Here is a 22545-nt window from a genome sequence, read left to right as displayed (position 1 = left end):
CGGGCGCGTACGAATGCGTTCGTGATCCGGCTCGCGCGCCCCGACGACCTGCCCGCGTTGATCGACGTCGAACGCGAGGCGGGCAGCCTCTTCCGGGCCGTCGACATGGCCGCGATCGCCGACGACGACCCGGGTTCGGTCGAGGAGCTGGCGGGATACCAGGTCGACGGCCGCGCCTGGGTGAGCGTGGACGACGCCGACCGGCCGGTGGCGTACCTCGTCGCCGAAGTCGTCGACGGGCACGCGCACGTCGAGCAGGTCTCGGTGCGGCCCTCGCACGCGCGGCGCGGGCTCGGCAGCGCGCTGATCGAGACGCTCGCCGAGTGGGCGGCCGCGCGCGGGTTGCCGGCGCTGACGCTCACGACGTTCGCGGCCGTGCCGTGGAACGCGCCCTACTACGAGCGGCTGCGGTTCCGGGTGCTGGCGGACGCGGAAATCGGCGACGGGCTGCGGGCGATCCGCCGCGCGGAGGCCGCCCGCGGCCTCGACGCCTGGCCGCGCGTGGCGATGATCCGACCACTCTGACCTGGGGTTCTCACCTGCGCGGGGGATCCACTGGCGCACCCGGTCGAACATGTGTTCTACTGTGCTCGCCGGCCTCGGAGGGGGAAGCTCCTGGGCCGGCCCACAGACTTCGGGAGGTTGTTGTGGCGGTCAAGATCACCCACCTGACGAACGGCCAGCAGGTGCGTTTCGCCAACGCCGACGGCGCCCGCCGCTACGCCGAGATCATGGGCGGCGGCGTCGACAAGTGGCGCTTCACGGTCGTGCCCGAGGACCCGATGCTCCGGAAAATGTCGGACTCGGTCGTTAACGTGCCCGTATGGCGCATGACTTCCAGGTAGTGGTGGATACGGCCGACCCGCACGTGCTCGCCGGCTGGTGGGCCGAGACGCTCGGCTGGCTGGTGGAACCGACGGACGAGGACTTCATCCGCGAGATGATCGCGAAGGGGTACGCGAAGGAAGAGGAAACCCGGACGTACAACGGGTCGCTGGTGTGGCGGACGGGGGCGGCGATCCGCCATCCGGACTCGCCACCCGGGGGTCCACCCCGGCGGATTCTCTTCCAGGAGGTTCCGGAGCCGAAGACGGTGAAGAACCGCCTCCACATCGACGTGTGGGTCGGCGCGGACAACGTCGAGGCCACGCTGGAAAAGCTGACGTCACGCGGGGCGAAGTTCCTGCACCGGGGGCGGCAAGGGCCGCACAGCTGGGTGACGATGGCGGACCCGGAGGGCAACGAGTTCTGCATTTCGTGAGCGGCGCGGCCGGGTACTCCGGGCACGAACGACTCTTTCCTGCCGTCGGAGGACAGGAAAGAGTCGTTCACCGCGTCAGCTCTGCGCCGCCAGGCGGTCCAATGCCTTCGGGAGCGCCGAAGCCAGCAGATCCAGCTCCGCCTCTCCCGCGATCAGCGGCGGCGACACGGCGATACCGCGTCCGAGGTTCCGCACGATGACGCCCTCGTCGCGGCACGCGCGCTGCAGCTTCACCGGGGCGCCCGGGTCGGCGTCCACGACCTCCGCCGTCAGCTCGACCGCGGCCAGGAACCCGAGCCCCGCCCGGACCTCCGCCACCAGGGAATGGCCGACGAGCCCGGATACCGCGTCGGCCAGGGGCTTCTCCAGCTCGCGGCCGCGGGGGATCAGGCCGTCGCGCTCGTAGATGTCCAGGGTCGCCAGGCCGGCCGCGCACGCGACCGGGTGGCCCGCGTACGTCGCGCCGTGGCGGAAGATCGGGGCGCCCGGCTTGCCCGTGAAGAACGGCTCGGCCACCCGCGGGGCCACCACCAGGGCGCCCAGCGGGATCGTGCCGCCGGTGATGCCCTTCGCCGTCGTGATCAGGTCCGGCTCGACCGCCCAGCGGTCGATGCCGAACCACGTCCCGAGCCGGCCCCACGCCGCGATCACGCAGTCCGCGACGAACAGCACGTCGTGGCGGCGGCAGATCGCGGCCACCTCCTCGAGGTAGCCGTCCGGCGGGAGCAGCACCCCGCCCGCGCCGATCACCGGCTCGCAGAAGAAGGCCGCGACGCGCGAAGCGCCCACCCGCTCGATCTCGGCTTCCAGCGCCGGAGCGCTGTCGAACGGCACGTGCGAGAACTCCGGCGGCTGCGGCCCGACGCCGGCCGCGTTGGCCGGGATGCCGCCGACGGCCGTGCCGAAGCCGTGCGTGCCGTGGTAACCCTGCGCGCGGCCGATGACGTGCGTCTTCTCCGGCCGCCCGGTCTGCGCGAAGTACGCCCGCGCGAGCTTCACGGCGGTGTCGATGACGTCCCCGCCACCCGACCCGAAGAAGACCTTCGACCCCGGCGTCGGCGCGAGCGCGGCGACGCGGTCGGCCAGCTCGATCGCGGGCTCGTTCGCGTTGTAGCCGAACAGGTTGTACGAGTCGAGGGTCCGCAGCTGCCTGGTGACGGCCTCGGTGATCTCGGGCCGCCCGTGCCCGAAGTTCGCGTACCAGAGCGACGCGGTGGCATCGAAGTACCGGCGGCCGGCGTCGTCCCAGACGTAGGAGCCCTCCCCGCGGGTGATGACCATCCGGTCGCCGTCGACCGCGCCCATGTCGGCGAACGGGTGCCAAAGGGCGTGCTGTGCTGACATCGGTCCTCCTCAGTCCTTCCCCCATCCCTACCAGGGCGAAGCGGGGAGCGCGAACACTCCATCGTGCACATTTCGCGACACTGGGTGTACCATTCAGTCCAGGAACTCCGCGATCTCCTCCGCCGAGTAGCCCAGCTCCGCCAGCACCTCCGCGGTGTGCTGCCCCAAGGTCGGCGGCGCCGACGTCGGGCGCGCCGGGGTGTCCGAGGCCTTCACCGGGAACCCCGTCCCCACATACGTTCCCACCGTCGGGTGCGGGAGGCGGACCACCTGGTCGCGCGCGGCGGTCCACGGGTCCGCGTACACGTCGTCGATCTCGTTGATCGGGGCCGCCGGGATACCCGCCGCGTCGAAGGACTTCAGCCAGTCCGCCGCCGTTCGCGTCCGCAGCACCGGCTCCAGCACCGCGTTCAGCTCGTCGCGGTGCGCGGCCCGCAGAGCGTTCGACGAGAACCGCGCGTCCGAAGCGATGTCCAGCTCGAGCACCCCGCAGAACGCGTGCCACAGCTTTTCGCTGCCCACCGCGATGATCAGCCAGCCGTCCGAAACGTGGTACGCCTGGTACGGGACGATGCTCGGGTGCGCCGAACCCATCCGGCGCGGGCGCGGCGCGTCGTAGAACACCGCGCCCGCCGCGTACACGTGCCAGGCCAGTTGACTGTCCAAAAGGGACACATCGAGGTACTGGCCGCGGCCCGTGGTGTGCCGGGCCTGCAGCGCCATCAGCACCGCGATGATCGCCCACGTCCCCGCGTTCAGGTCCGCCACCGGCAGCCCGACCTTCGCCGGCGCGCCGCCGGGCTCGCCGGTCAGCGACATCACGCCGCCGAGGGCCTGGGCCACCAGGTCGTAGCCCGCGCGGTCGCGGTACGGGCCCGTCTGCCCGAACCCGGTGATCGACACGTGGATCAGCCGCGGGTTCAGCTCCGACAGAGCCGCGTACCCGAGCCCCCACTTCTCCAGCGTCCCCGGGCGGAAGTTCTCGACGAGCACGTCCGCGTCGGCCACCAGACGTCGGAGGGCTTCGCGGCCGCGGTCGCTCTTGAGGTCGAGCACGATCCCGCGCTTGTTCCGGTTCGCCGCGAGGTAGTACACGGCTTCGCCGCTTTCGCCGACGAACGGCGGCCCCCAGCCGCGGGTGTCGTCGCCGTGGCCGGGCGGCTCGACCTTCACCACGTCCGCACCCATCTCGCCGAGGTACTGCGTGCAGTACGGCCCGGCGAGGATGCGGGACAGGTCGACGACCTTGATCCCGTCCAGCGGACGGAAACCGGCGCGGTCAGCAGGCATCGAAGTCACGGCCCTTTCTCTCCCACGACCCGGAATTGCGCAAGGTGTTCCTCCTAACGGCCGTAGACGTCCGACCTCTTCATGGTGTTTGTTGTTGAGTGAGTTTGTGCAGAGTTGCGCACTCCTGGAGGGAACATGCGTCTTCTTGTCGGGCTCGCGGCCGCTGTCGTGGCCGCCGCGATCGCTTCTCCCCCACCCGCTCAGGCCGCCGAGCCGGCCGATGCGCCCCAGCTCGGCCAACGCCCGCCGATGGGCTGGAACAGCTGGAACAGGTTCCATTGCGACATCACCGAAGAACTCATCCGCGAGACGGCGGACGCGATGGTGAGCTCCGGCCTGAAGGCGGCCGGCTACCAGTACGTCAACATCGACGACTGCTGGGCCGAACAGAACCGCACCGCCGACGGCAAGCTCGAGGCCAGCCACACCCGTTTCCCCGGCGGCATCAAGGCGCTGGCCGACTACGTCCACGACCGCGGGCTCAAGCTCGGCATCTACACCAGCGCCGGCACGCTCACCTGCCAGAAGACCATGCCCGGCGGCCTCGACCACGAGGACGTCGACGCGCAGACCTTCGCCGACTGGGGCGTCGACTACCTCAAGTACGACAACTGCAACAACCAGGGCCGTCCGGCCGTCGAGCGCTACACGAAGATGGGCGAGGCGATCAAGAAGACCGGCCGCCCGATCCTCTACGCGCTCTGCGAGTGGGGCGAGAACCAGCCGTGGCTGTGGGGCAAGGACGCCGGCGCGCAGGTGTGGCGCACCACCGGCGACATCAGCGACAGCTGGAGCAGCATGACCGGAATCCTCGACAAGCAGGTCCCGCTGGCCGGTTACTCCGGCCCGGGCGGCTGGAACGACCCGGACATGCTCGAGGTCGGCAACGGCAAGATGACGACCACCGAGTACCAGGCGCACTTCGCGTTGTGGGCGCTGATGAACGCCCCGCTGCTCGCCGGCAACGACCTGCGCTCGATGTCCGACACGACGAAGAAGATCCTGGAGAACAAGGACATCATCGCGCTCGACCAGGACTGGGCGGGCAAGCAGGGCTCCCGGCTCCGCGACGACGGCGACACCGAGGTCTGGACCAAGCCGATGTCCGACGGCTCGGCGGCGGTCGTGCTCTTCAACCGCGGCCTGACCGCCGCGCCGATGTCCGCCACCGCCGCCGAACTCGGCCTCGCGAAGGCTCGCGACTACCGCGTCCGCGACCTGTGGACCGGCGCCGAAACCGAGTCCACCGGCACGCTCCGGGCGTCGGTGCCGAGCCACGGCGCCGCCGTGTTCCGCGTTTGGCCCGCGAAGTTCCCGAACGCGGCCCCGCTGTCGACGCTCACCGTGCGGACGCCGGACTTCGCCGACGCCGCCAAGCCGTTCACCGCGACGCTCGAGCTGACCAACGACGGCAGCACCCCGCTCGTCGCCGCGCAGGTGAAGCTGACCGCCCCGGCCGGCTGGCAGCTCGACGGCCGCGGTGACGCGCTCGTCCCGGCGGTGGCGCCGGGCCGGTCGTGGCAGCGGTCCTGGACGGTCCGGCCGCACTCCCCCGCCGGCGACCGCGTCACCCTGACCGCGACGGCGAACTACTGGACCGCCTGGGGTGAACGCTCGTTAACAGCGGACGGCGGCGCGCCGATCGTGGTCCCGCCGACGTCAGGCGTGACGCCGCTTTCGAAGGCGGCGTGGCTTTCCGCCGAGAACGGCTACGGCCCGGTCGAACGCGGCACGAGCAACGGCGAGTCCAAGGCCGGTGACGGCCACCGGATCACCATCGGCGGCGTGTCCTACGACGACGGCCTCGGCGTCCACGCGCCGTCGCGCGTCCGGTTCTACCTCGGCGGCGGCTGCACGGCGTTCGGCGCGTCGGTCGGTCACGACGACGAAAAGGCCAAGGGCAGCGTCGCGTTCCAGGTCCTCGGCGACGGCAAGGAACTCGCCGCGACCGGCGTCATGACGGCGGGCCTGCCCGCGCAGCAGCTCGCGGCGAACCTCGCCGGCGTCCAGGTGCTCGACCTCGTCGTCACCGACGGCGGGGACACCACCGATTCGGACCACGCCGACTGGGCGGACGCCACGATCACCTGCTGAGAGCGCGCGAATCATCCACCTAACGCCGTCCCCGGCACAGTCCGGGGGCGGCGTTTCCTCCCTTCTGCCGGTTTACCCTGGGGATCTTGTCGGTGGCCCGGGGAGGGACCCATGCGCCGCACAGCGGCGCCGCCGCACTGGTCTGCGGGATGAGCGATGCGTTGAAGCAGACTCGCCAGCCGATCACCCTCGACATGCTGCTGCCGCCAGTGGGAGTCGAGTTCGCCGACTGGAGCGCGCCGAACCTCACCTGCTGAGCGCTTACGCGCCTTCCAGGAGGACGACGGCCTGCGGGGTCCGCCGGTACAGCACGTAACGGCCGTCCCGGATCTTGCTCACGAGGCCCGCGCGGTGCAGGGCGGTGAGGTGGTAGGAGACGGTGCCCGCGGCGTACCCGGTCCGGGTGGCGAGCTCCGCCGTCGACCGCGCGGTTTCGAGGTCGCTCAGCAGCGCCGCCCGGGCGGCTCCGACCACCGGCGCGATCCGGCCCGGTTCGGGCGCCCCGCCGGTGCCGATCCCGTGCGCGGGGTAGCAGAGCACGACCTGGCCGGGTACGTCGACCTGGATGCTGGTGCCGGGCCAGCTGAGCACGCCGGGGGCGAGGACCAGCTCCCGGCCGCCGGCGTCGACCTCGCCGTCGAACGCCTTGACGAGGGTGATCGCGTCGCCCGCCCAGCCGATGGCGGGGTGCAACGTCCCCAGCACCGCCCCGACGCCGCGGCTCGCGATGGTCCGCGCGCGGTGGGTGATGTCCCGGTCGAGGATCTCCTGCAGGCCGTCCCAGTCCTCGGCCAGTGCGTCGCGCCAGAACCGCGCGAGCCCGTTCGCCAGCCGCCGCGGCATCGTCCCCGACTCCGCGGCGCGGCGGGCCTTGACCGGCACCGGCCGGCGCCAGTGGGCCTGCGTGTGGGAGAGCACCTGCTCCTCGAGATCGTCCTGCGGGGTCGCCTCGATCCGCGCGAGCTGCTCGTCGAGCAGGTCGCGGGGCCGGGTGGCCGTGCCGGGCTGCGGGGTGAGCAGGTCGGGCGTGTAGACCTCGCCGGCGCGCGGAAGCAGGTCGAGGAGCAGGGCGACGTCCGGGTGCGTGAGGGACGCCCGGGCGAGCGGGCCCGGATCCCCGAACACGGGGTGACGCTCCGAGCCGGCGGCGAGTTTCAGCCAGGCCAGGGACTCCGCCGCGAGCGACGGCGAAAACCGGGTCCTGGCGACCGTCTCCGCGTCGACGCGCAGCATGAACATCCGCTCGACGGTAACAGCCGCCGCGGTGGATTTGAACCGGCTCGAATCCTTTCCGGCCGGCGGCTCCCGCGCGGTTCACTGAGGCCGTGCTCCCCGGACGCGTGAGAACCCTGGTCGCCGTGGCCGCCGTGTTCCTCGCCTCGGCGCCGGCCGCGGCGGCCCAGTCCGCTCCCGCGTACGCCCGGTTGTCCGTCGTCCGCACCATCACCTGGATCGGCTGGTCGGCCGGTCCCGACGGAACGTACCGGGCCACCATCTGCCTCCGGCCGTACGTCTTCGAGGTGCCCTACGTCGCCGGTTCGCTGAGCGCCAGCAGCAACGCTTCGGCGTCGCGGAGGTAGCGGTCCAAGGTGGCCTCGGCGAGGTCGAACCGGCCGCACCGCAGCTCGCGCAGGATCCGCTCGTGGCAGTCCAGGAACGGCTCGTAGAACTCGCGCGTGTTCTCGCTGAGGGCGAAGAACAACCGCGTCTCGGCGAGCACCTGGCGCATCGTCGCGGAGATGCGCTCGCTGCCGGCCAGGTCGGCCAGCGCCTGGTGGAAGTGGATGCTGGCGGTGCCGACCGCCGGCCAATCCTCCACCGCGGCCGCCGCGCGGCCGTCGCGCATGGCCTGCTCGACCGGTACCAAGTCCACAGTGGACAGCTCGGCCGCTCGCCGCAGGGCACCGCATTCGGTGGCGCGGCGGACGACGTAGAGGTCTTCGATGTCCTCTGTGGTCAGTTCGCGCACGAACACGCCGCGGTTCAGCTCGTGCACCGCCAGCCGTTCGTGGGCGAGCAGCTGGAACGACTCGCGCAGCGTGTTGCGCGAGACACCGAGTGCCGAGCTGATCACCGGCTCGGACAGCCGTTCACCGGGGGCGAAGACGCCGTCGGTGATGTACTGGCGCAGGATCGTGGCAACCCGTTCGGCCGTGCCGCTGCGCTCGAGCAGGTGCCGCTCGCTCGCCAGCCCCGAGGGATCGACGGACACGGCGCTACCTGACGCCGAGTTCGAAGTCGAGGCTGTAGCGGTTGCCCGGCATCGCGCCCGCGGCCTTCGCGCCGTCGATCGGCAGCACGACGCCGTTGATGAACCGCGACTCGTCGCTGGCCAGGAACACGACGGCCTTCGCGACTTCCCACGCCTCGCCGACGCGCGCCGCGGGAGTGCTCGCGACGAGCTGGTGCTGCTTGGTCTCGAACTCCTCCGGCGAGTTGAGCGTGCTGCGCAGCATGTCGGTGTCGATCGCGCCGGGGTTCACCGTGTTCGCGCGGATGCCCTGGTGCGCGTGGGCGACGGCGATCGACTTCGTCAGCCCGACCAGCGCGTGCTTGGTGGCGTTGTAGACCGGGTCGCCGGGACGGCCCATCACGCCGCCGTTCGACGACGTCGTGATGATGCTGCCGGCCTTACGCTCGATCATGTGCGGCAGCACGGCGCGCGTGCCGAGGAAGGCCGCTCGCACGTTGAGCGCGAAGATGTTGTCGAACTCGGCCAAGGTCGTGTCCGCGAGCGGCTTGCCGAGGTGGATGCCGACGTTGTTGAACAGCACGTCGACGCGGCCCGCTTCGGCGAGCACGCCGTCGACGAACGCCGCCACGGCGTCCTCGTCGGTCGCGTCCACCAGGGCATGGCGGTATCCGTCGAGCTGTTCCGCGGGCTCGCGGATGTCGGAGGCGAACACCGTCGCGCCCTCGGCGAGGAACTCCTTCACCGTGGCGAGGCCGATGCCCCGCGCGCCGCCGAAGACGACCGCCACCTTGCCGGCCAACCGACCCATGGTCACTTCCCCGCTCTCAGTCGTGCTGTCTGCTCTTCGTCCACCGCGTAGTCCGCGGGCAGCCGGACGAGTGTCTCCGGGTCGCCGAGGAACCGCACCTCGACGCCGTACACCTCGCGCGCCGCGTCCACCGAGACGTACCCCTCGACGACGTCGCCGAGCACCGCCGCCACCGGCCGCTCGAACGGCGGCCCGTAGCCACCGCCGCCGGGTAGCGTGACGTCCACAACGGACTCGCGCGCCAGCGTCACGCGGCTCTTCGCGGGGAGAACCTCCCCGGCGTGGAGCCCGAAGCGACCGGCCGCGCCGGGCTTTCCGCCGTCCACACCGGACGCCGCGGCACGCACGCGGTCGACGTTCCCGTTGACGCTCCAGGACTCCTGGTCGCGCGCCGCCATCGTCGTCACCTGGCCGAGGCCGCCGCGCCACCGCCCGGCACCACCCGAGTCCACCCGCAACTCGCGCGAACGCTGGACGAGCGGCGCCATCGTCTCGATGACCTCGGTCGGCGTCGAGCGCAGTCCACTGGGGAAGCCAGTCGTGTTCAGGCCGTCCTTGTCGACGCGCGCGCCCATGCCGCCGGTCTGGAAGACGTTGAGCATGAACCCGGAACCACGCCAGATCGTCATCCACAGCGCGTCCGCGCTCGGGGCGATCGCGGCGCCGGGCAGGGCGCCGATCAGCAATGACGGCAGGAAGTGCCCGATCAGGTGGCGGGACGCGACCGGGGCGGGCGGCACGCAGTTCAGCACCGACCCTTCCGGCGCGGTGACGTGCACCGGCCGGAACGACCCGGCGTTGTGCGGCACCTCCGGCGAGATCGCCGCCTTGACCGCGAACGACGCGTACGCCCGCGTGTAGTTGAGTACGACGTTGATCCCGCGACGGCTCTGCGGCGACGACCCCGCGAAGTCGAGGTGGATCTCGTCACTGTCCACAGTGGCCGTCACGCGCAGGATGATCTCTTCGTCGTCGAAGCCGTCGGTGGCGATTTCGTTGGTGTAGACGCCGTCCGGCAGTTCCTGCAGCGCGTCGCGGAGGGCCTTCTCGGAGCGATTCATGATCTCGGCGGCGACGTCGTCGAGGCTGTCGAGCCCGAACTCGTCCAGCAGCCGCAGCAGGCTCGCCGCGCCGACCTCGTTGCCCGTGACCTGCGCGTACAGGTCGCCGATGGTCTCTTCCGGGGTCCGGACGTTGGCGCGGATCAGCCGCTCGAGATCGGCGTTGACCTCGCCCGCGCGCAGGAACTTCAGGATCGGCAGGCGTAAGCCCTCTTCGAAGACCTCGTGGGCTTCGGCGGAGACGAGCCGGCCACCGATGTCCGGAGCGTGGCAACAGGACGCGAACCACGCGACGAGCCGGCCACGCAGGAACACCGGCGTCGCGACGGTGATGTCGTTGATCTGCCCGGCGGTCTGCCACGGGTCATTGGTGAACAGCACGTCCCCGGGTTCCAGGCTCTCCGGCGGGTAGGCCGCGACGAAGTGGTGCATGCCGGTGGCCATCGCGTTGATGTGCCCGGGCGTGCCGCCGACGGACTGGCCGATCATCTCGCCGCGCGAGTCGAACACCGCGCAGGCCAGGTCGAGCGATTCTCGGACCACGGCGGAGAAGGCCGTGTTGACCAGCGCGTTCTGCTGCTCGGCGAGAATGGAGTGCAGCCGGTTGCCGAACAGTCCGACCAGGATCGGATCGACGGTCACACCGTCACCTCCAGTGCCGCGTCACCTCGGACGACGCAGTGGGCACCGGGCGGGACGACCACAGTGGACTCGCGTTCCTCCACGATGGCCGGTCCGTCGACGCGCTCACCCGGCGTCAGGAGGTACCGGTCGAACACCGCCGTGTCGACAAATCCCCCCGCCGCCGGGAAGTAGGCCTGACGCGAACCCTTCCGCGCAGCTCCCGGCGACGCTTGGGCTGCCAGTCGCAGGGTGACGTCCGGCACGGGACCGCTCGAGACGACCCGCCAGTTCAGCACCTCGACGGCGACCGCGGGCCCGGTGCGCCGGTACAGCGCGCGGTAGGTGGCGGTGAACTCGTCGATCAGGGCGTCCGGCCAGCTGCCCCCGTGGACCGGGACACGGATCTCGTAGCCCTGCCCGGCGTAGCGCATCTCGGCAACGCGCCGGTGCGTCACTTCGTCCACTCCGGACTTCGCGAGCAGCGCCGCGCCTTCGGCTTCCATCTCGGCGAACAGCGCGTCGACCTGCTCCCAAGCCAGATCGTGCACGGCCGCGCGCGCCGACCGGACGAAGTCGAAAGCCAGCGGCGCGGCGAGGAACCCGGCCGCGCTGAGCACGCCGGCGGCGGGCGGCGCGACGACCGAGGGCGCCCCGAGCGCGCGGGCGACACCGACGCCGTGCACCGGTCCCGCCCCGCCGAACGTGTACATCGGCAGCTTGGCCGGATCCTGGCCACGCTCGACGGCGTGCACGCGCGCGGCGTTCGCCATGTCCTCGTTGACGCTCGTGTGGATGCCCCACGCGGCCTCTTCGACGCTCACGCCGAGCGGTCCGGCGATGCGGCCGATCGCCGCACGCGCCGCCGCGGCGTCGAGTTCCATGCCACCGCCGAGGAAGTACGCCGGGTCGAGGTAGCCGAGGACCAGGTCGGCGTCGGTCACCGTGGGCTCGGTGCCGCCGCGGCCGTAGCAAGCCGGGCCGGGTTCGGAGCCGGCCGAGTCTGGGCCGACGGTCAGCAGGCCGAGCGCGTCGATCCGGGCGATCGACCCGCCGCCGACGCCGATCTCGATCATGTCGGTGACCGGCACCTGCACCGGCAGCCCGGACCCGGGCAGCAGCCGGTACTTGCGGTCCACTTCGAACTGGTGCGTGACGAGCGGCGCGCCGCCGGCGATCAGGCACAGCTTCGCCGTCGTGCCGCCCATGTCGAAGGCCAGCAGGTCCGCGGGGCCGATCGACGCGGCGGCCAGCGCTCCCCCGGCCGGGCCGGACTCGAGGATCCGGATGGGGTGCCGGGCCGCGGTGTCCACAGTGGCCAGACCGCCGCTGGACAGCATGATGTGCGGCGCCCCGGAAATCCCGAGCCGCCGCAGCCGGTGTTCGAGGTCGCGCAGGTAGCGCTCGGTGAGGTCCTGGACGTAGACGTTCGCGACCGTGGTCGACGTCCGTTCGAACTCGCGGATCTCGGGGACGACGTCCGAGGACAGCGCGACCCGCAGTGAGGGCGCGACCTCGGCCAGGATCCCGTCCACGCGCCGCTCGTGCGCGGGGTTGGTGAACGCGTGCAGGAAGCAGACGGCGACCGCCTCGATGCCGCGCGAAGCCAGCTCCCGTCCGAGCCGCGCGACGTACTCTTCGTCGAGTCTGATGTGGACGGACCCGTCGGCGAGGATCCGTTCCGGCACGTCGAAGCGCAAGTGCCGCGGGACCAGGGGCTCGGGCAGCTCGAGGTGCAGGTCGTACAGCTCGTAGCGGTGCTCGCGGCGCATCTCCAGGACGTCCCGGAAGCCCGCGGTGGCGAGCAGCGCGGTGCGCGAGCCCTTGCGCTCGATCAGCGCGTTCGTCACCAGCGTCGTCCCGTGCACGACCTGTTCGACGTCCGTCGCCGCGATGCCCGCGTCCGCGAGCAGCTCGGCCAGGCCCTCCTCGACCGCGCGCGCCGGCTCGTCGTGGGTGGTCAGGACCTTGCCGACCGCGACGATCCCGGTCTCGTCCACCGCGCAGAGGTCGGTGAACGTGCCACCGATGTCGACGCCGATCCTCATGTGCGGTACCACCGCGGCGAAGTGTTCAGCGGCGGCTTCAGCTTGGCCTTCACGACCAGGACGTTCGGCTCGTCCGACATGACGAACTCGCCGAGCAGCCGCCGGAACGCCCGCCCGAACCCGGAGACGCGGTCCGCGTGCACCCCGAAGGAGCGCGCGAGGCCGACGAAGTCCGGGCTGTCCCAGTCCACTCCGCGGCGCGGGAGACCTTCGCGTTCCTGGTCGTAGCGCAGCATCCCGTAGCCGCCGTCGTCGACGAGGACGACCGTGACCGGCAGCTGTTCCTGCGCGAGCGTCGCGAGATCACCGCAGGCGTAGAGGAAACCGCCGTCGCCGGTGATGCAGATGGCTCGCCCGACGCCCGCCGCGGCGGCGCCGAGCGACGCCGGGAAGCCGTAGCCGAGGGTGCCCCAGCCCATCGGGTAGGCGAGCTTGCGCGGCGCCCGCACCCGGTGGAAGCCGCCGACCCAGTAGCCGGCGACGCACATGTCGGACACGATCACCGCGTCCGACGGCAGCACCTCGTCCAAAGTGGACAGGAAGTCGTAGGCCTGCGGCTCTTCGTCGCGGATGCGCTGGCGCACCCGGCGCCCGATCCCGGCCAGCCGCAACGTGATGTCGTTCAGGCCCGGACGTTCCTTCGGCAGCAGCCGCTCGACGATCGCGCGCGCGTCGCCGACCAGCGTCAGGTCCGGCGGGTAGTTCTTGGCGGCGTCGTCGGCGTCGACGTTGATCGCGACCAGCTTGCGCGGCTTCGGCATCCGCCAGTTCTGCGTCATCAGGCCGTCGAAGTCGGTGCCGATGGCGAGCACGACGTCGGCTTCGTCCCACAGCTCGCCGACCTCCGGCGTGTGCACCGGGTTCGGGGCGAGGCACGGGTGGTCGAGCGGGAGCAGACCGCGGGCGCCGAACGTGGTGATGACCGGCGCGGCGATCTTTTCGGCGAGCGCGCCGATGGCGTCCCCCGCCCCGGAGCGCAGCGCGCCGCCGCCGGCCCAGATCAGCGGGTGCTCCGCGTCGGACAGCATCGCCTCGGCGCGCGCGAGGTCGGGGACGTCGCCGTCGGGCTTGCGGTGCGGCGCGGGCGGACGCCGGTGCGGCACGGTCTCGCGCAGGTAGTCGGTGGGCACACCGAGGTAGACGGGGCCGCTCTGCGGCTGCAGCGCGAGCCGGGCCGCGCGGTGCACGGTGGTGCCGATCTGGTCGGCGGCCCGCACGGTGAAGCCACCTTTGGTCACCGGCGCGAACATCGCCTGCTGGTCGGACGTCTCGTGCAGCACACCGCGGACGACACCGGGGCGCCGTAGAGTCGAGGGGATGTCGGTGGCGATGACCAGCACCGGAGCCGCGGAGGCCATCGCTTCGCCGACCGCGCCGAGGGTGTTGGCCGCACCCGGCCCGGTGGTGACGAGGGCGACGCCGAGCTTGCCGGTCGCGCGCGCGTAGCCGTCGGCCGCGTACCCGGCGGTCTGTTCGTGGCGGACCCCGACGAGCTTGATGCGGGTTTCGGCGAGCGCCTCCCACAACGGCAGGTTGTGTACCCCCGGGAGGCCGAAAACGATCTCCGTCCCCAGCCCTTCGAGCGCGTCCACCAGCTCCCGAGCACCACTCACAGCCACGGCGCGGATACTGCCAGATCGTTGAACGATCTGGCAATCAACCCCTAGACGATGTTGTGCTCGGCCGGTGCGGTATCGGCGCCTTCGAACCGCCGGACGTCGAGCTCCGCGATGTCCACGGCCGTCGGCCGGCCCAGGTAGAGGTCCCGGACCAGCTCGCCGGTCGCCGGACCCATCTGGAACCCGTGCCCGGAGAAGCCGGTCGCGTAGAAGAACCGCGACAGCAGGACGCTTTCCCCCACGATCTGGTTGCGGTCGGGCGTCACTTCGTACAGCCCGGCCCAGGCCGTGCGGATCCCGGCGTCGAGCACGGCCGGGATCCGGCGGCCCGCCAGCTCGGCCAGGCGCGGCAGCCACTCGCCCGGTTCGTACCGGGTGTCGAAGCCCGGGAAGCCGTCGTCCTCGCTGAACGACGTGGCCAAACCCGGACCCTCGCGGTGGAAGTAGAACGCCGACGGCAGCTCGATGGTCAGCGGCACCGTCGCCGGCAGCCCGGGCACCGGCCCGGTGAACACGACCTGGCGCCGGAACGGCCGCACCGGGAGGTCGAGGCCGGCCAGCTCGCCGATTCGCCCCGACCAGGCGCCCGCCGCGCACACCACCGCGCCGGTCCGCACGAACCCCGCCGTCGTGTTAACGCCGGTTAACGTGTCGCCGTCACGCTCGATCCCCGTGACCTCGACGCCGGTGCGCAGCTTCGCGCCGTGTGCGCGGGCCGCCTTCGCGTAGCCCTGGACGACGGCGTCCGGCGTCGCCTTCGCGTCGTCCGGCGACCAGAGCGCGGCGATGATCCCGTCCGTCTCGAGCAACGGGAGGAGCCCCTTCGCCTCCGCCGGATCCAGCAGGTGACTGCGGACGCCGTACTCGCGCTGCAGCTCCGAGCAATGTCCGATTGCAGTCACGGCCGCCGGGTCGGTGAGGAGGTAGAGGTAGCCGTCGCGGCGGAAGTCGATCTCGGCTCCGAAGTCGCGCGCGAAGGCGCTGTACGCGGCGAGCCCGCGCAGTCCCAGTTCGACGTTCACGCGGCTGGTGAACGACGACCGGATGCCGCCCGCGGCCTTCGCCGTCGAGCCCTCGCCGAGCCCGCCGCGCTCCAGCAGCAGGACGTCGACGCCGGCTTCCGCCAAGCGGAACGCGCAGCTCACGCCGATCACCCCGCCGCCGATCACGACGCACTCGGCCATCGGTGGCAAGGACGTTTCCCCGGCGCCGCGGACGGTCATACTCGCCAATGTAGAACGTGATCCACCGCCGGCCACCGAGCGCGTAGAGTCGGCGTGCCGAGCGCGGAAGGTGATGTCCCATGGCGATGATGCCCGTGACCGACTCGATGTTCCTCCTGGTCGAAACGCGCGAGCATCCGATGCACGTGGGCGGTCTGCAGCTGTTCAAGAAGCCCGACGGCGCCGGGCCGGACTATCTGCGCGACATCCGCCGTTCGCTGCTCGAGTCGGACAACATGCGGTCGGTGTTCCAGCGCCGCCCGGCCCGGCCGGTCAACACGATGGGCCACGTGGCGTGGAAGGCCGAGACCGATCTCGAGCTCGACTACCACTTCCGGCACTCGGCGTTGCCGCAGCCGGGCCGCATCCGCGAGCTGCTGGAGCTGACGTCCCGCTGGCACAGCACCCTGCTCGACCGGCACCGCCCGCTGTGGGAGACGCACCTCGTCGAGGGGCTGGCCGACGGCCGGTTCGCGGTCTACACCAAGGTCCACCACGCGCTGATGGACGGCGTCTCTGCGCTGCGGCAGCTGCAGGGCACGCTGTCGGACGATCCGGCGGACCTGGATTGCCCGCCGTGGTGGGGCAGCCGTCGCAAACCGGGCGAAGGCCGCGTCAAGACCCAGCGATCGTTCCTGCAGAGCGCGGGCAAGACGGTCAACCAGCTCGCCGGGCTGGCGCCGGCCGCGATGAAGGTGGCGCGCGAAGCGTTCGGCGAGCACACGGTGACCCTGCCGGGGCAGGCACCGCGGACGATGTTCAACGTGCCGATCGGGGGCGCGCGGCGGTTCGCGGCGCAGTCGTGGTCGCTCGACCGCGTGCGTCAGGTGGCGACGGCCGCCGGGGTGTCGCGCAACGACGTCGTGCTCGCGATGTGCTCGGGCGCGTTGCGGGACTACCTCATCGAACAGCGCGCGCTCCCTGACGCGCCGCTGGTCGCGATGGTGCCCGTGTCGCTGCGCCGCCAGAACGACCCGGGCGAGGCCGCGGGCAACAACATCGGCGCGCTGCTGTGCAACCTCGCCACCGACCTGCCGGACGCGGGCAAGCGGCTCGTCACGATCCACCAGTCGATGCGCAACGGCAAGCGGCTGTTCTCGGAGCTGACGCCGTTGCAGACGTTGCTGTTATCGGCCGTTAACGTCGCGCAGCTCGGCGTCTCGCCGATCCCGGGCGTCGTGAACAACACGCGGCCGCCGTTCAACCTCGTCATCTCCAACGTGCCGGGGCCGCGCAAGCAGATGTACTGGAACGGCGCGCAGCTCGACGGCATCTACCCCGCGTCGGTCCTGCTCGACGGTCAGGCCGTGAACATCACGCTGACGAGCAACGGTGACCACCTCGACTTCGGCATCACCGGCTGCCGCCGCAGCGTGCCGCACCTGCAGCGGATCCTGACACACCTCGACACAGCCTTGGTGGAACTCGAAGCTGCGGTAAAGTAACCCGCTCACCGGCACGCCCGCTCCCCCATCGGAAGGAATCTTTCCGAACTGGCTGGTCAGCCGCCTTCGCCCGCTCTTAGGGTGGCGGCGATCAGTTCCCGGAGAGGAGCAGGAAATGGCCGAATCCGTTGAGGTGTGGACGACTCCCGACTTCGTCGAGTACGAAACTCCCATGGAGGTGACCGCCTACGCGGCCCGCCTGGCGGAATGACCCGTGCCCGTCGAGCCGCTCGCGGAAAGCGCGTTCATCGGGGCCCTGCGCGGTCTTTCGGACCACTACTGGGGCACGCACCCGTTCCACCGCCGGCTGCACGCGGGCGAGCTCGACGAGCGGGAGCTGCGGATCTGGGCGGCCAACCGCTGGTACTACCAGGGTCAGTTGCCGCAGAAGGACGCGGCGATCATCAGCAACTGCCCGCTGCCGGAGATCCGGCGCCAGTGGCTCGACCGGATCGTCTACCACGACGGCCCGCACGCCGGCACCGGCGGAACCGAACGGTGGCTGCGGCTTTGCGAGGCAGTCGGGCTGGAACGGGAGGAAGTGCTCGACGAGCGGCACGTCGCTCCCGGCGTCCGGTTCGCCGTCGACGCCTACGTGACCTTCGCGCGGACGAAGCCGTGGTGGGAAGCCGTCGCTTCCGGGCTCACCGAGATGTTCGCCGGGCACCTGATGCAGCAGCGCGTCGCCGACATGCTCGCGCACTACCCGTGGATCGCGCGCGCGGACCTCGACTACTTCACCCACCGCATCGACCAGGTCTCCGGCGAGGGCAAGGACACGCTCGACATCGTGGTCCGTCACTGCGTCACGCGCGAGCAGCAGGACCGTGCGATCGCCGCGCTGTCGTTCAAGTGCGACGTCCTGCGGTCCATGCTCGACGCGATCGAGCGCGCATGATCGCCGCCGGCTCCGTTCCCGCGTTGCGCCGCGGCGTGCGGCTGTCCTTCGACCACGTCCGGGAGACGCACGTCCTGCTGTTCCCCGAAGGCGTGCTGGTGCCGAACGCCACCGCGGCCGCGGTGCTCGAACTCTGCGACGGCGCGCGGACCGTCACCGCCATCACCGCGATGCTCGGAAAGCGCTTCACCGGTGTCCGGGAGCAGGACGTCCTCGACGTGCTGGCGCGGCTGGGCGAACGGCGGGTCGTCGCATGGACGTGACCCCGCCGCTCGGCCTGCTGGCGGAGCTGACCCACCGCTGCCCACTGCACTGTCCTTATTGCTCGAACCCGGTTTCGCTCGTCTCGCGCGACGCCGAACTGTCCACTGCGGACTGGATTTCGGTGCTCTCGCAAGCACGTGAGCTGGGCGTGCTGCAGGTGCACCTGTCCGGCGGCGAACCGCTGGCCCGGGCCGACCTGCCTGCCTTGGTCGCGCACGCGAGTTCGCTCGGGTGCTACGTCAACCTGGTCACGTCCGGGCTCGGCCTGACGTCCGCACGGCTCGACGACCTGGTCTCGCGTGGACTCGCGCACGTCCAGCTGTCGGCGCAGGGCGCGACGCAGGAGCGGTCCGATCTGCTGGCCGGTGCGCGAGCGTTCGACCACAAGCTCGCCGCGGCCGCGCTGGTGAAGGCGTCCGAGCTGCCGCTCTCCTTGAACGTGGTGCTGCACCGGCGCAACCACGACCAGCTGGCCGGCATCATCGAGCTGGCCGAGCGGATGGGCGCGGACCGCCTGGAGCTGGCGAACACCCAGTACTACGGCTGGGCGCTGCGCAACCGCGAGGCGCTGATGCCGACTCCTTCGCAGCTCGCCGCCGCCGAGCCGGTGGTGCGCGCGGCCGTCTCGCGATTGCGCGACACGATGGAGATCGTCTACGTCGTCGCCGACTACCACGAGCCGTATCCGAAACCGTGCATGTACGGGTGGGGCGCGCGGCAGCTGACCGTGGCACCGGACGGGACCGTGTTGCCGTGCCCGGCGGCGTCGGCGATTTCGACGCTTTCGCTGTCCAACGTCCGCGACACACCGCTCGCCGAGATCTGGTACCAGTCCTCGTCGTTCAACGCCTACCGCGGCGAGGACTGGATGAGCGAGCCGTGCCGGACGTGCGACCGTCGTGGTGTCGACTTCGGCGGCTGCCGCTGCCAGGCGTTCCTGCTCACCGGCGACGCCGCGGCGACCGATCCGGTGTGCTCGCGGTCGCCGCGGCGAGAGGTCGTGGATCTCGTCTTGACCCGGCCGCCGGAATCCGACCTGGTCATGCGCCGGTGAAGGTGATCATGCTCGGCACCGCGGCCGGCGGCGGATGTCCGCAGTGGAACTGCGCGTGCCGCTTGTGCACGGCCGGGCTGCCTCCCCGCACCCAGGATTGCGTCGCGATCAGCGCCGACGGCGTCGGCTGGTACCTGCTCAACTGTTCGCCGGACATCCGGGCCCAGATCCTTTCGACGCCCGCCCTGCGAGCGGGGCCGGGCCCGCGTGAGATCCCGTTGCGCGGAGTGCTGCTGACCGACGCCGAACTCGACCACACGCTGGGCCTGCTGATGCTGCGTGAGGCCGGCGGGCTCCCGGTGTTCGCGCCGGACGCGGTGCTGGACGCGCTGTCGCCGTTGCGCGCGATCATCGACGGCTACGGCGGCTGGACGTCTCTCGGGGACCTGCCCGGACTGCGGGTCGACGTGCTGCCGGTGAGCGACAAGAAACCGAAGTACGCCTCCTCCGGCGGGGCGGGTCCGCGGGTCGTGGCTTACCGCATCTCGGACCTGCTGACCGGCGGCGTGCTGGTGTACGCGCCGTGCCTGAAGAGCTGGCCCGACGGATTCGACTCCTTCGTGGAGGGCGCTGCGCTGGTCCTGCTGGACGGCACCTTCTACGCACCGGACGAGATGGCCGGCGTCGGCGGCCCGGACCAGCTCGCGATGGGGCACCTGCCGATCACCGCGAGCCTGGCCCGGATCGCCGGGAGGCCCGGGCGCTGGGCGTTCACGCACGTTAACAACACGAACCCGGTCCTGGACCCGGCGTCGGAAGAGCACGCGGCCGTGCGGTCCGCCGGCGCACTGCTCCCGGCGGATGGCACCACGTTCTCGCTCTAGACGTTTCCTCCGCGCTACGAGACCCCCAAATAACTCTTTGACGGTTGTGGCAGGCTGGCGCCATGCCTCACGACAACCTGCGCGTACTGGCGCACCCGCTCCGCATGCGGATCCTGTCGCTCCTGACGGGAGCGGCGATGAGCGCGGCCGAGGCGGCGCGCGAGCTGGGCGGAACGCAGGCGAACATCAGCTACCACCTGCGCCGCCTGCACGAGGCGGGCCTGCTGGACGTGGCGGAGGAGGTCACCATCCGCGGCGGCCGCGCGAAGCGGTACCGCCACGACCCGGAGTCGGGCCGCCGCTTGACAACCCGCGACCCGGCGGAGGAGCAGTTGCTGGCGAAGGCGGTCGCGGGCGAGTTGCTGCGACGGGCCGGGTCCAGGGCACCCGGCCGGCGAGCGTCGTTGACGGACGCGGAGCTGTGGGTGGACCCCGCGATCTGGGCGCGCCTGCTCGAGCGGGCATCGGAGCTGAGCCAGGAACTCCACGCCGCGGCCCAGCCCCCGCGGTCGCCGGGGACGGTCCGGGTCAGCGCGAGTGTGGCGCTGTTCGAGCTCGCGGAGGACGGCCGGGCCGCATCTCCATGAGCGTCTTGGTCGCGCCGGTCCAGCCTGAGCCGCTCACCGCGGCCGGCCTCGGTCGCGCCGATGCAGTCTGGGCCGCCCACAGCAGTCCACCTCGGTCGCGCCGGTGCAGCCCGAGCCACTCACCGCAGCCCACCTCGGTCGCGCGCGTCCAACCCGAGCCGCCCACTGCAGCCCCACCTCGGTCGCGCCGGTCCAGCTTGAGCCGCTCACCGCAACCGGACACGGTCGCGCCGGTGCAGTCTGAGCCGCCCACCGCAGTCCACCTCGGTCGCAGCGGTCCAGCCCGAGCCGCCCACCGCAGCCGGCCACGGTCGCCGCGCCCCTGAATCCGCGTCCCCACCGCACCTACTCGCCGGAGTCGCTCCCATGACCTCCCCGCTGCTCGCCCCGCTTCGCGAACGTCGCTTTCGCGCCCTCGTCACCGGGCGGACCTTCGCCGACTTCGGCAACGCCGTCGCGCCCTTCGCGCTGGCGTTCGCCGTCGTCGACCTGACCGGGTCGGCCGTCGACCTCGGGATCGTCGTCGGAGCGCGGTCGATCGCCAACGTGCTGCTCGTGCTCTTCGGCGGAATGCTGGCCGACCGGCTGCCGCGGTCGGTGATCCTGCAGGGCACCGAGACCGCCGCCGCGCTCACCCAGGCCGCCATCGCCACGAGCGTGCTCTGCGGATTCGCCTCCGTCCCGCTGCTGGTCGGGCTCAGCCTGGTCAACGGCGCCGTCTCGGCCATCTCGCTGCCCGCGGCCGCGTCACTCACGCCGTTGACGGTGCCCGCGCCGCTGCTCGCCCAGGCGAACGCCCTGGTCCGGCTGCTGTCCAACGTCGGCCGCATCGCCGGCGCCGGAATCGCCGGGGTCCTCGTCGCGTTCGCCGGCTCCGGGTGGGCGCTCGCCGGGAACGCCGTCCTGTTCCTCGCCGCCGCGCTGTCCTACCGCCGGATCCGCCTTCCGCGCGGCGAGCGAATCCCGGGCAGCCGTCCTCTCAGCGAGCTCGCGGAAGGCTGGCGCGAGTTCCGCGCCCGCTCGTGGGTGTGGCTGGTGGTGCTGCAGTTCATGATCGTCAACGCGGTGAACGCGGGCGCGCTGCTGGTGATCGGCCCGTTGGTCGCCGACGACACCTTCGGCCGCACCGGCTGGGGGCTCGCGCTCGCGGTGCAGACCGCCGGCGCGCTGCTCGGCGGCGTCTTCGCCGCGCGGTGGCAGCCACGACGGATGCTGCTGTTCGGCGTCGCGCTCGTGACCGTCGACGCTCTGCCGATGCTGGCACTCGGCGAGACGCCCTATCTGCTGCCGCTGCTATTCGCGATGTTCCTCTCGGGCTTCGCGATCGAGCAGTTCGGGGTCGCGTGGGACGTCTCGCTGCAGGAGAACGTGCCGCCCGAGAAGCTCGCCCGCGTCTACTCCTACGACATGCTCGGCTCGTTCGTCGCGATGCCGCTCGGCCAGATCGCCGCCGGGCCGTTGGCCGAGCACGCCGGCCGGTCGGCGACGCTCTTGGGCGGCGCTGCCCTCGTCGTCGGCGCGACGGCGGTCGTGCTCCTCAACCCGCAGGTGCGCGGGCTGGTCCGCCGCGCGCCGGTCAACCCGGGCACGCCGGGATGAGGTCAGCAGATTCGGGCGGATCCCCTTGCTTCGGTCAGCGGCCGGCTCTCGGTTCCGGAGTCAGGTCCCGGTGCCCGTCGAGGCGCCACCAGCTCTCCAGGGTCTCCCGCAACGCCTTCAGCAGCTCGCCGCCCGTTTCCAGGGGCACCAGGACCGCCTTGCCGCCGTCCACCCGGAGTGCCACGGTCAGGCGGTCACCCCGCTCGACCAGGCCCACCACCACCTGGGTCGGCACTCCGGCGACGTCCACGGTCGGAATGGCGCGCTCGTACCGCCAGCGTTCAGCGTTCACCCGGCCGACAGTGGCACAG

Annotated in this window: 24 protein-coding genes; 14 read left to right on the top strand and 10 right to left on the bottom strand. The window is 71.5% G+C overall.

The window, feature by feature from the left end; translation table 11 throughout:
* Window positions 1–21: 21 nt before the first annotated feature.
* The 3 genes from AB0M83_RS21035 (at window position 22) to AB0M83_RS21025 (ending at window position 1261) form a co-directional block, all read left to right on the top strand.
* Entirely contained in the window at window positions 22–525 is a 504-nt protein-coding gene (locus AB0M83_RS21035) for a GNAT family N-acetyltransferase (RefSeq protein WP_364519392.1), read from the top strand.
* A 122-nt stretch (window positions 526–647) separates the two neighbouring features.
* Window positions 648–845, top strand: coding sequence for a hypothetical protein (locus AB0M83_RS21030; RefSeq protein WP_004561810.1), 198 nt, complete (start codon window positions 648–650; stop codon window positions 843–845).
* Window positions 824–1261: a VOC family protein gene (locus AB0M83_RS21025; protein ID WP_364519390.1), complete on the top strand. Its 438-nt coding sequence runs from the start codon at window positions 824–826 to the stop codon at window positions 1259–1261. Before AB0M83_RS21030 ends, AB0M83_RS21025 begins: the two co-directional genes overlap by 22 nt.
* Before the next feature lie 75 nt (window positions 1262–1336).
* Here AB0M83_RS21025 and AB0M83_RS21020 read toward each other — a convergent pair whose 3' ends face one another.
* Window positions 1337–2605: an aspartate aminotransferase family protein gene (locus tag AB0M83_RS21020; protein WP_364519388.1), complete on the bottom strand. Its 1269-nt coding sequence runs from the start codon at window positions 2603–2605 to the stop codon at window positions 1337–1339.
* Between the two features lie 93 nt (window positions 2606–2698).
* Window positions 2699–3895: a CoA transferase gene (locus tag AB0M83_RS21015; RefSeq protein WP_364519386.1), complete on the bottom strand. Its 1197-nt coding sequence runs from the start codon at window positions 3893–3895 to the stop codon at window positions 2699–2701.
* A 135-nt stretch (window positions 3896–4030) separates the two neighbouring features.
* Here AB0M83_RS21015 and AB0M83_RS21010 point away from each other — a divergent pair, with 135 nt between their 5' ends.
* A complete protein-coding gene (locus tag AB0M83_RS21010; RefSeq protein ID WP_364519384.1) occupies window positions 4031–5989 on the top strand; it encodes an NPCBM/NEW2 domain-containing protein in 1959 nt (652 codons plus the stop codon).
* Between the two features lie 86 nt (window positions 5990–6075).
* Entirely contained in the window at window positions 6076–6246 is a 171-nt protein-coding gene (locus AB0M83_RS21005; protein ID WP_364519382.1) for a hypothetical protein, read from the top strand.
* A 4-nt stretch (window positions 6247–6250) separates the two neighbouring features.
* Here the strand turns inward: AB0M83_RS21005 and AB0M83_RS21000 are convergent, their stop codons facing one another.
* Window positions 6251–7228 carry a helix-turn-helix domain-containing protein gene (locus AB0M83_RS21000; RefSeq protein WP_364519380.1) on the bottom strand — a complete coding sequence of 326 codons (978 nt, stop codon included), beginning with the start codon at window positions 7226–7228 and terminating at the stop codon, window positions 6251–6253.
* Between the two features lie 86 nt (window positions 7229–7314).
* On the opposite strand from AB0M83_RS21000, the gene AB0M83_RS20995 reads away from it, so the two are divergent.
* Window positions 7315–7569 carry a hypothetical protein gene (locus AB0M83_RS20995; protein ID WP_364519378.1) on the top strand — a complete coding sequence of 85 codons (255 nt, stop codon included), beginning with the start codon at window positions 7315–7317 and terminating at the stop codon, window positions 7567–7569.
* On the opposite strand, the gene AB0M83_RS20990 is transcribed toward AB0M83_RS20995, so the two are convergent.
* From AB0M83_RS20990 to AB0M83_RS20965, 6 genes are read right to left on the bottom strand one after another with little or no spacing between them, the layout of a single operon-like run.
* Complete coding sequence (locus AB0M83_RS20990; RefSeq protein ID WP_364519376.1) at window positions 7515–8201, bottom strand: GntR family transcriptional regulator; 687 nt, start codon at window positions 8199–8201, stop codon at window positions 7515–7517. The genes AB0M83_RS20995 and AB0M83_RS20990 overlap by 55 nt on opposite strands.
* A 4-nt stretch (window positions 8202–8205) precedes the next feature.
* Window positions 8206–8991 (bottom strand): SDR family oxidoreductase, encoded by a 786-nt coding sequence (locus AB0M83_RS20985; RefSeq protein WP_364519374.1) that lies wholly within the window; start codon window positions 8989–8991, stop codon window positions 8206–8208.
* A gap of 2 nt (window positions 8992–8993) precedes the next feature.
* A complete protein-coding gene (locus AB0M83_RS20980; protein ID WP_364519372.1) occupies window positions 8994–10694 on the bottom strand; it encodes a hydantoinase B/oxoprolinase family protein in 1701 nt (566 codons plus the stop codon).
* A complete protein-coding gene (locus AB0M83_RS20975) occupies window positions 10691–12721 on the bottom strand; it encodes a hydantoinase/oxoprolinase family protein (RefSeq protein WP_364519371.1) in 2031 nt (676 codons plus the stop codon). Before AB0M83_RS20975 ends, AB0M83_RS20980 begins: the two co-directional genes overlap by 4 nt.
* Window positions 12718–14340: a thiamine pyrophosphate-binding protein gene (locus AB0M83_RS20970; RefSeq protein ID WP_364519369.1), complete on the bottom strand. Its 1623-nt coding sequence runs from the start codon at window positions 14338–14340 to the stop codon at window positions 12718–12720. The genes AB0M83_RS20975 and AB0M83_RS20970 overlap by 4 nt, the downstream gene beginning before the upstream one ends.
* Before the next feature lie 44 nt (window positions 14341–14384).
* Window positions 14385–15563 carry an FAD-binding oxidoreductase gene (locus tag AB0M83_RS20965; protein ID WP_364519367.1) on the bottom strand — a complete coding sequence of 393 codons (1179 nt, stop codon included), beginning with the start codon at window positions 15561–15563 and terminating at the stop codon, window positions 14385–14387.
* Between the two features lie 80 nt (window positions 15564–15643).
* Between AB0M83_RS20965 and AB0M83_RS20960 the strand changes: the two genes are divergently transcribed.
* From AB0M83_RS20960 to AB0M83_RS20925, 8 genes are all read left to right on the top strand, one after another.
* Window positions 15644–17008 (top strand): wax ester/triacylglycerol synthase family O-acyltransferase, encoded by a 1365-nt coding sequence (locus AB0M83_RS20960; protein WP_364519365.1) that lies wholly within the window; start codon window positions 15644–15646, stop codon window positions 17006–17008.
* Between the two features lie 115 nt (window positions 17009–17123).
* Entirely contained in the window at window positions 17124–17219 is a 96-nt protein-coding gene (gene pqqA / locus AB0M83_RS20955) for a pyrroloquinoline quinone precursor peptide PqqA (protein WP_364519363.1), read from the top strand.
* 3 nt (window positions 17220–17222) lie between these two features.
* Window positions 17223–17906 carry a pyrroloquinoline-quinone synthase PqqC gene (gene pqqC, locus AB0M83_RS20950; protein ID WP_364519361.1) on the top strand — a complete coding sequence of 228 codons (684 nt, stop codon included), beginning with the start codon at window positions 17223–17225 and terminating at the stop codon, window positions 17904–17906.
* Window positions 17903–18169, top strand: coding sequence for a pyrroloquinoline quinone biosynthesis peptide chaperone PqqD (gene pqqD, locus AB0M83_RS20945; protein WP_364519359.1), 267 nt, complete (start codon window positions 17903–17905; stop codon window positions 18167–18169). The genes pqqC and pqqD overlap by 4 nt, the downstream gene beginning before the upstream one ends.
* On the top strand, window positions 18160–19224 hold the full coding sequence (pqqE, locus tag AB0M83_RS20940; protein ID WP_364519357.1) for a pyrroloquinoline quinone biosynthesis protein PqqE: 1065 nt from the start codon (window positions 18160–18162) through the stop codon (window positions 19222–19224). Before pqqD ends, pqqE begins: the two co-directional genes overlap by 10 nt.
* Window positions 19221–20048, top strand: coding sequence for a pyrroloquinoline quinone biosynthesis protein PqqB (gene pqqB / locus AB0M83_RS20935; protein WP_364519355.1), 828 nt, complete (start codon window positions 19221–19223; stop codon window positions 20046–20048). Before pqqE ends, pqqB begins: the two co-directional genes overlap by 4 nt.
* 62 nt (window positions 20049–20110) lie before the next feature.
* Window positions 20111–20635 carry a helix-turn-helix domain-containing protein gene (locus AB0M83_RS20930; RefSeq protein ID WP_364519353.1) on the top strand — a complete coding sequence of 175 codons (525 nt, stop codon included), beginning with the start codon at window positions 20111–20113 and terminating at the stop codon, window positions 20633–20635.
* Window positions 20636–21001: 366 nt separating this feature from the next.
* A complete protein-coding gene (locus AB0M83_RS20925; RefSeq protein ID WP_364519351.1) occupies window positions 21002–22234 on the top strand; it encodes an MFS transporter in 1233 nt (410 codons plus the stop codon).
* 34 nt (window positions 22235–22268) lie between these two features.
* Here AB0M83_RS20925 and AB0M83_RS20920 read toward each other — a convergent pair whose 3' ends face one another.
* Complete coding sequence (locus AB0M83_RS20920; protein ID WP_364519349.1) at window positions 22269–22526, bottom strand: hypothetical protein; 258 nt, start codon at window positions 22524–22526, stop codon at window positions 22269–22271.
* Window positions 22527–22545 lie beyond the last annotated feature (19 nt).

The sequence above is a fragment of the Amycolatopsis sp. NPDC051106 genome (assembly GCF_040682775.1).
Lineage (GTDB): Bacteria > Actinomycetota > Actinomycetes > Mycobacteriales > Pseudonocardiaceae > Amycolatopsis.
The sequence above is the reverse complement of the archived record's forward strand: the minus strand, read 5'-3'. Positions and strand labels throughout refer to the sequence as shown.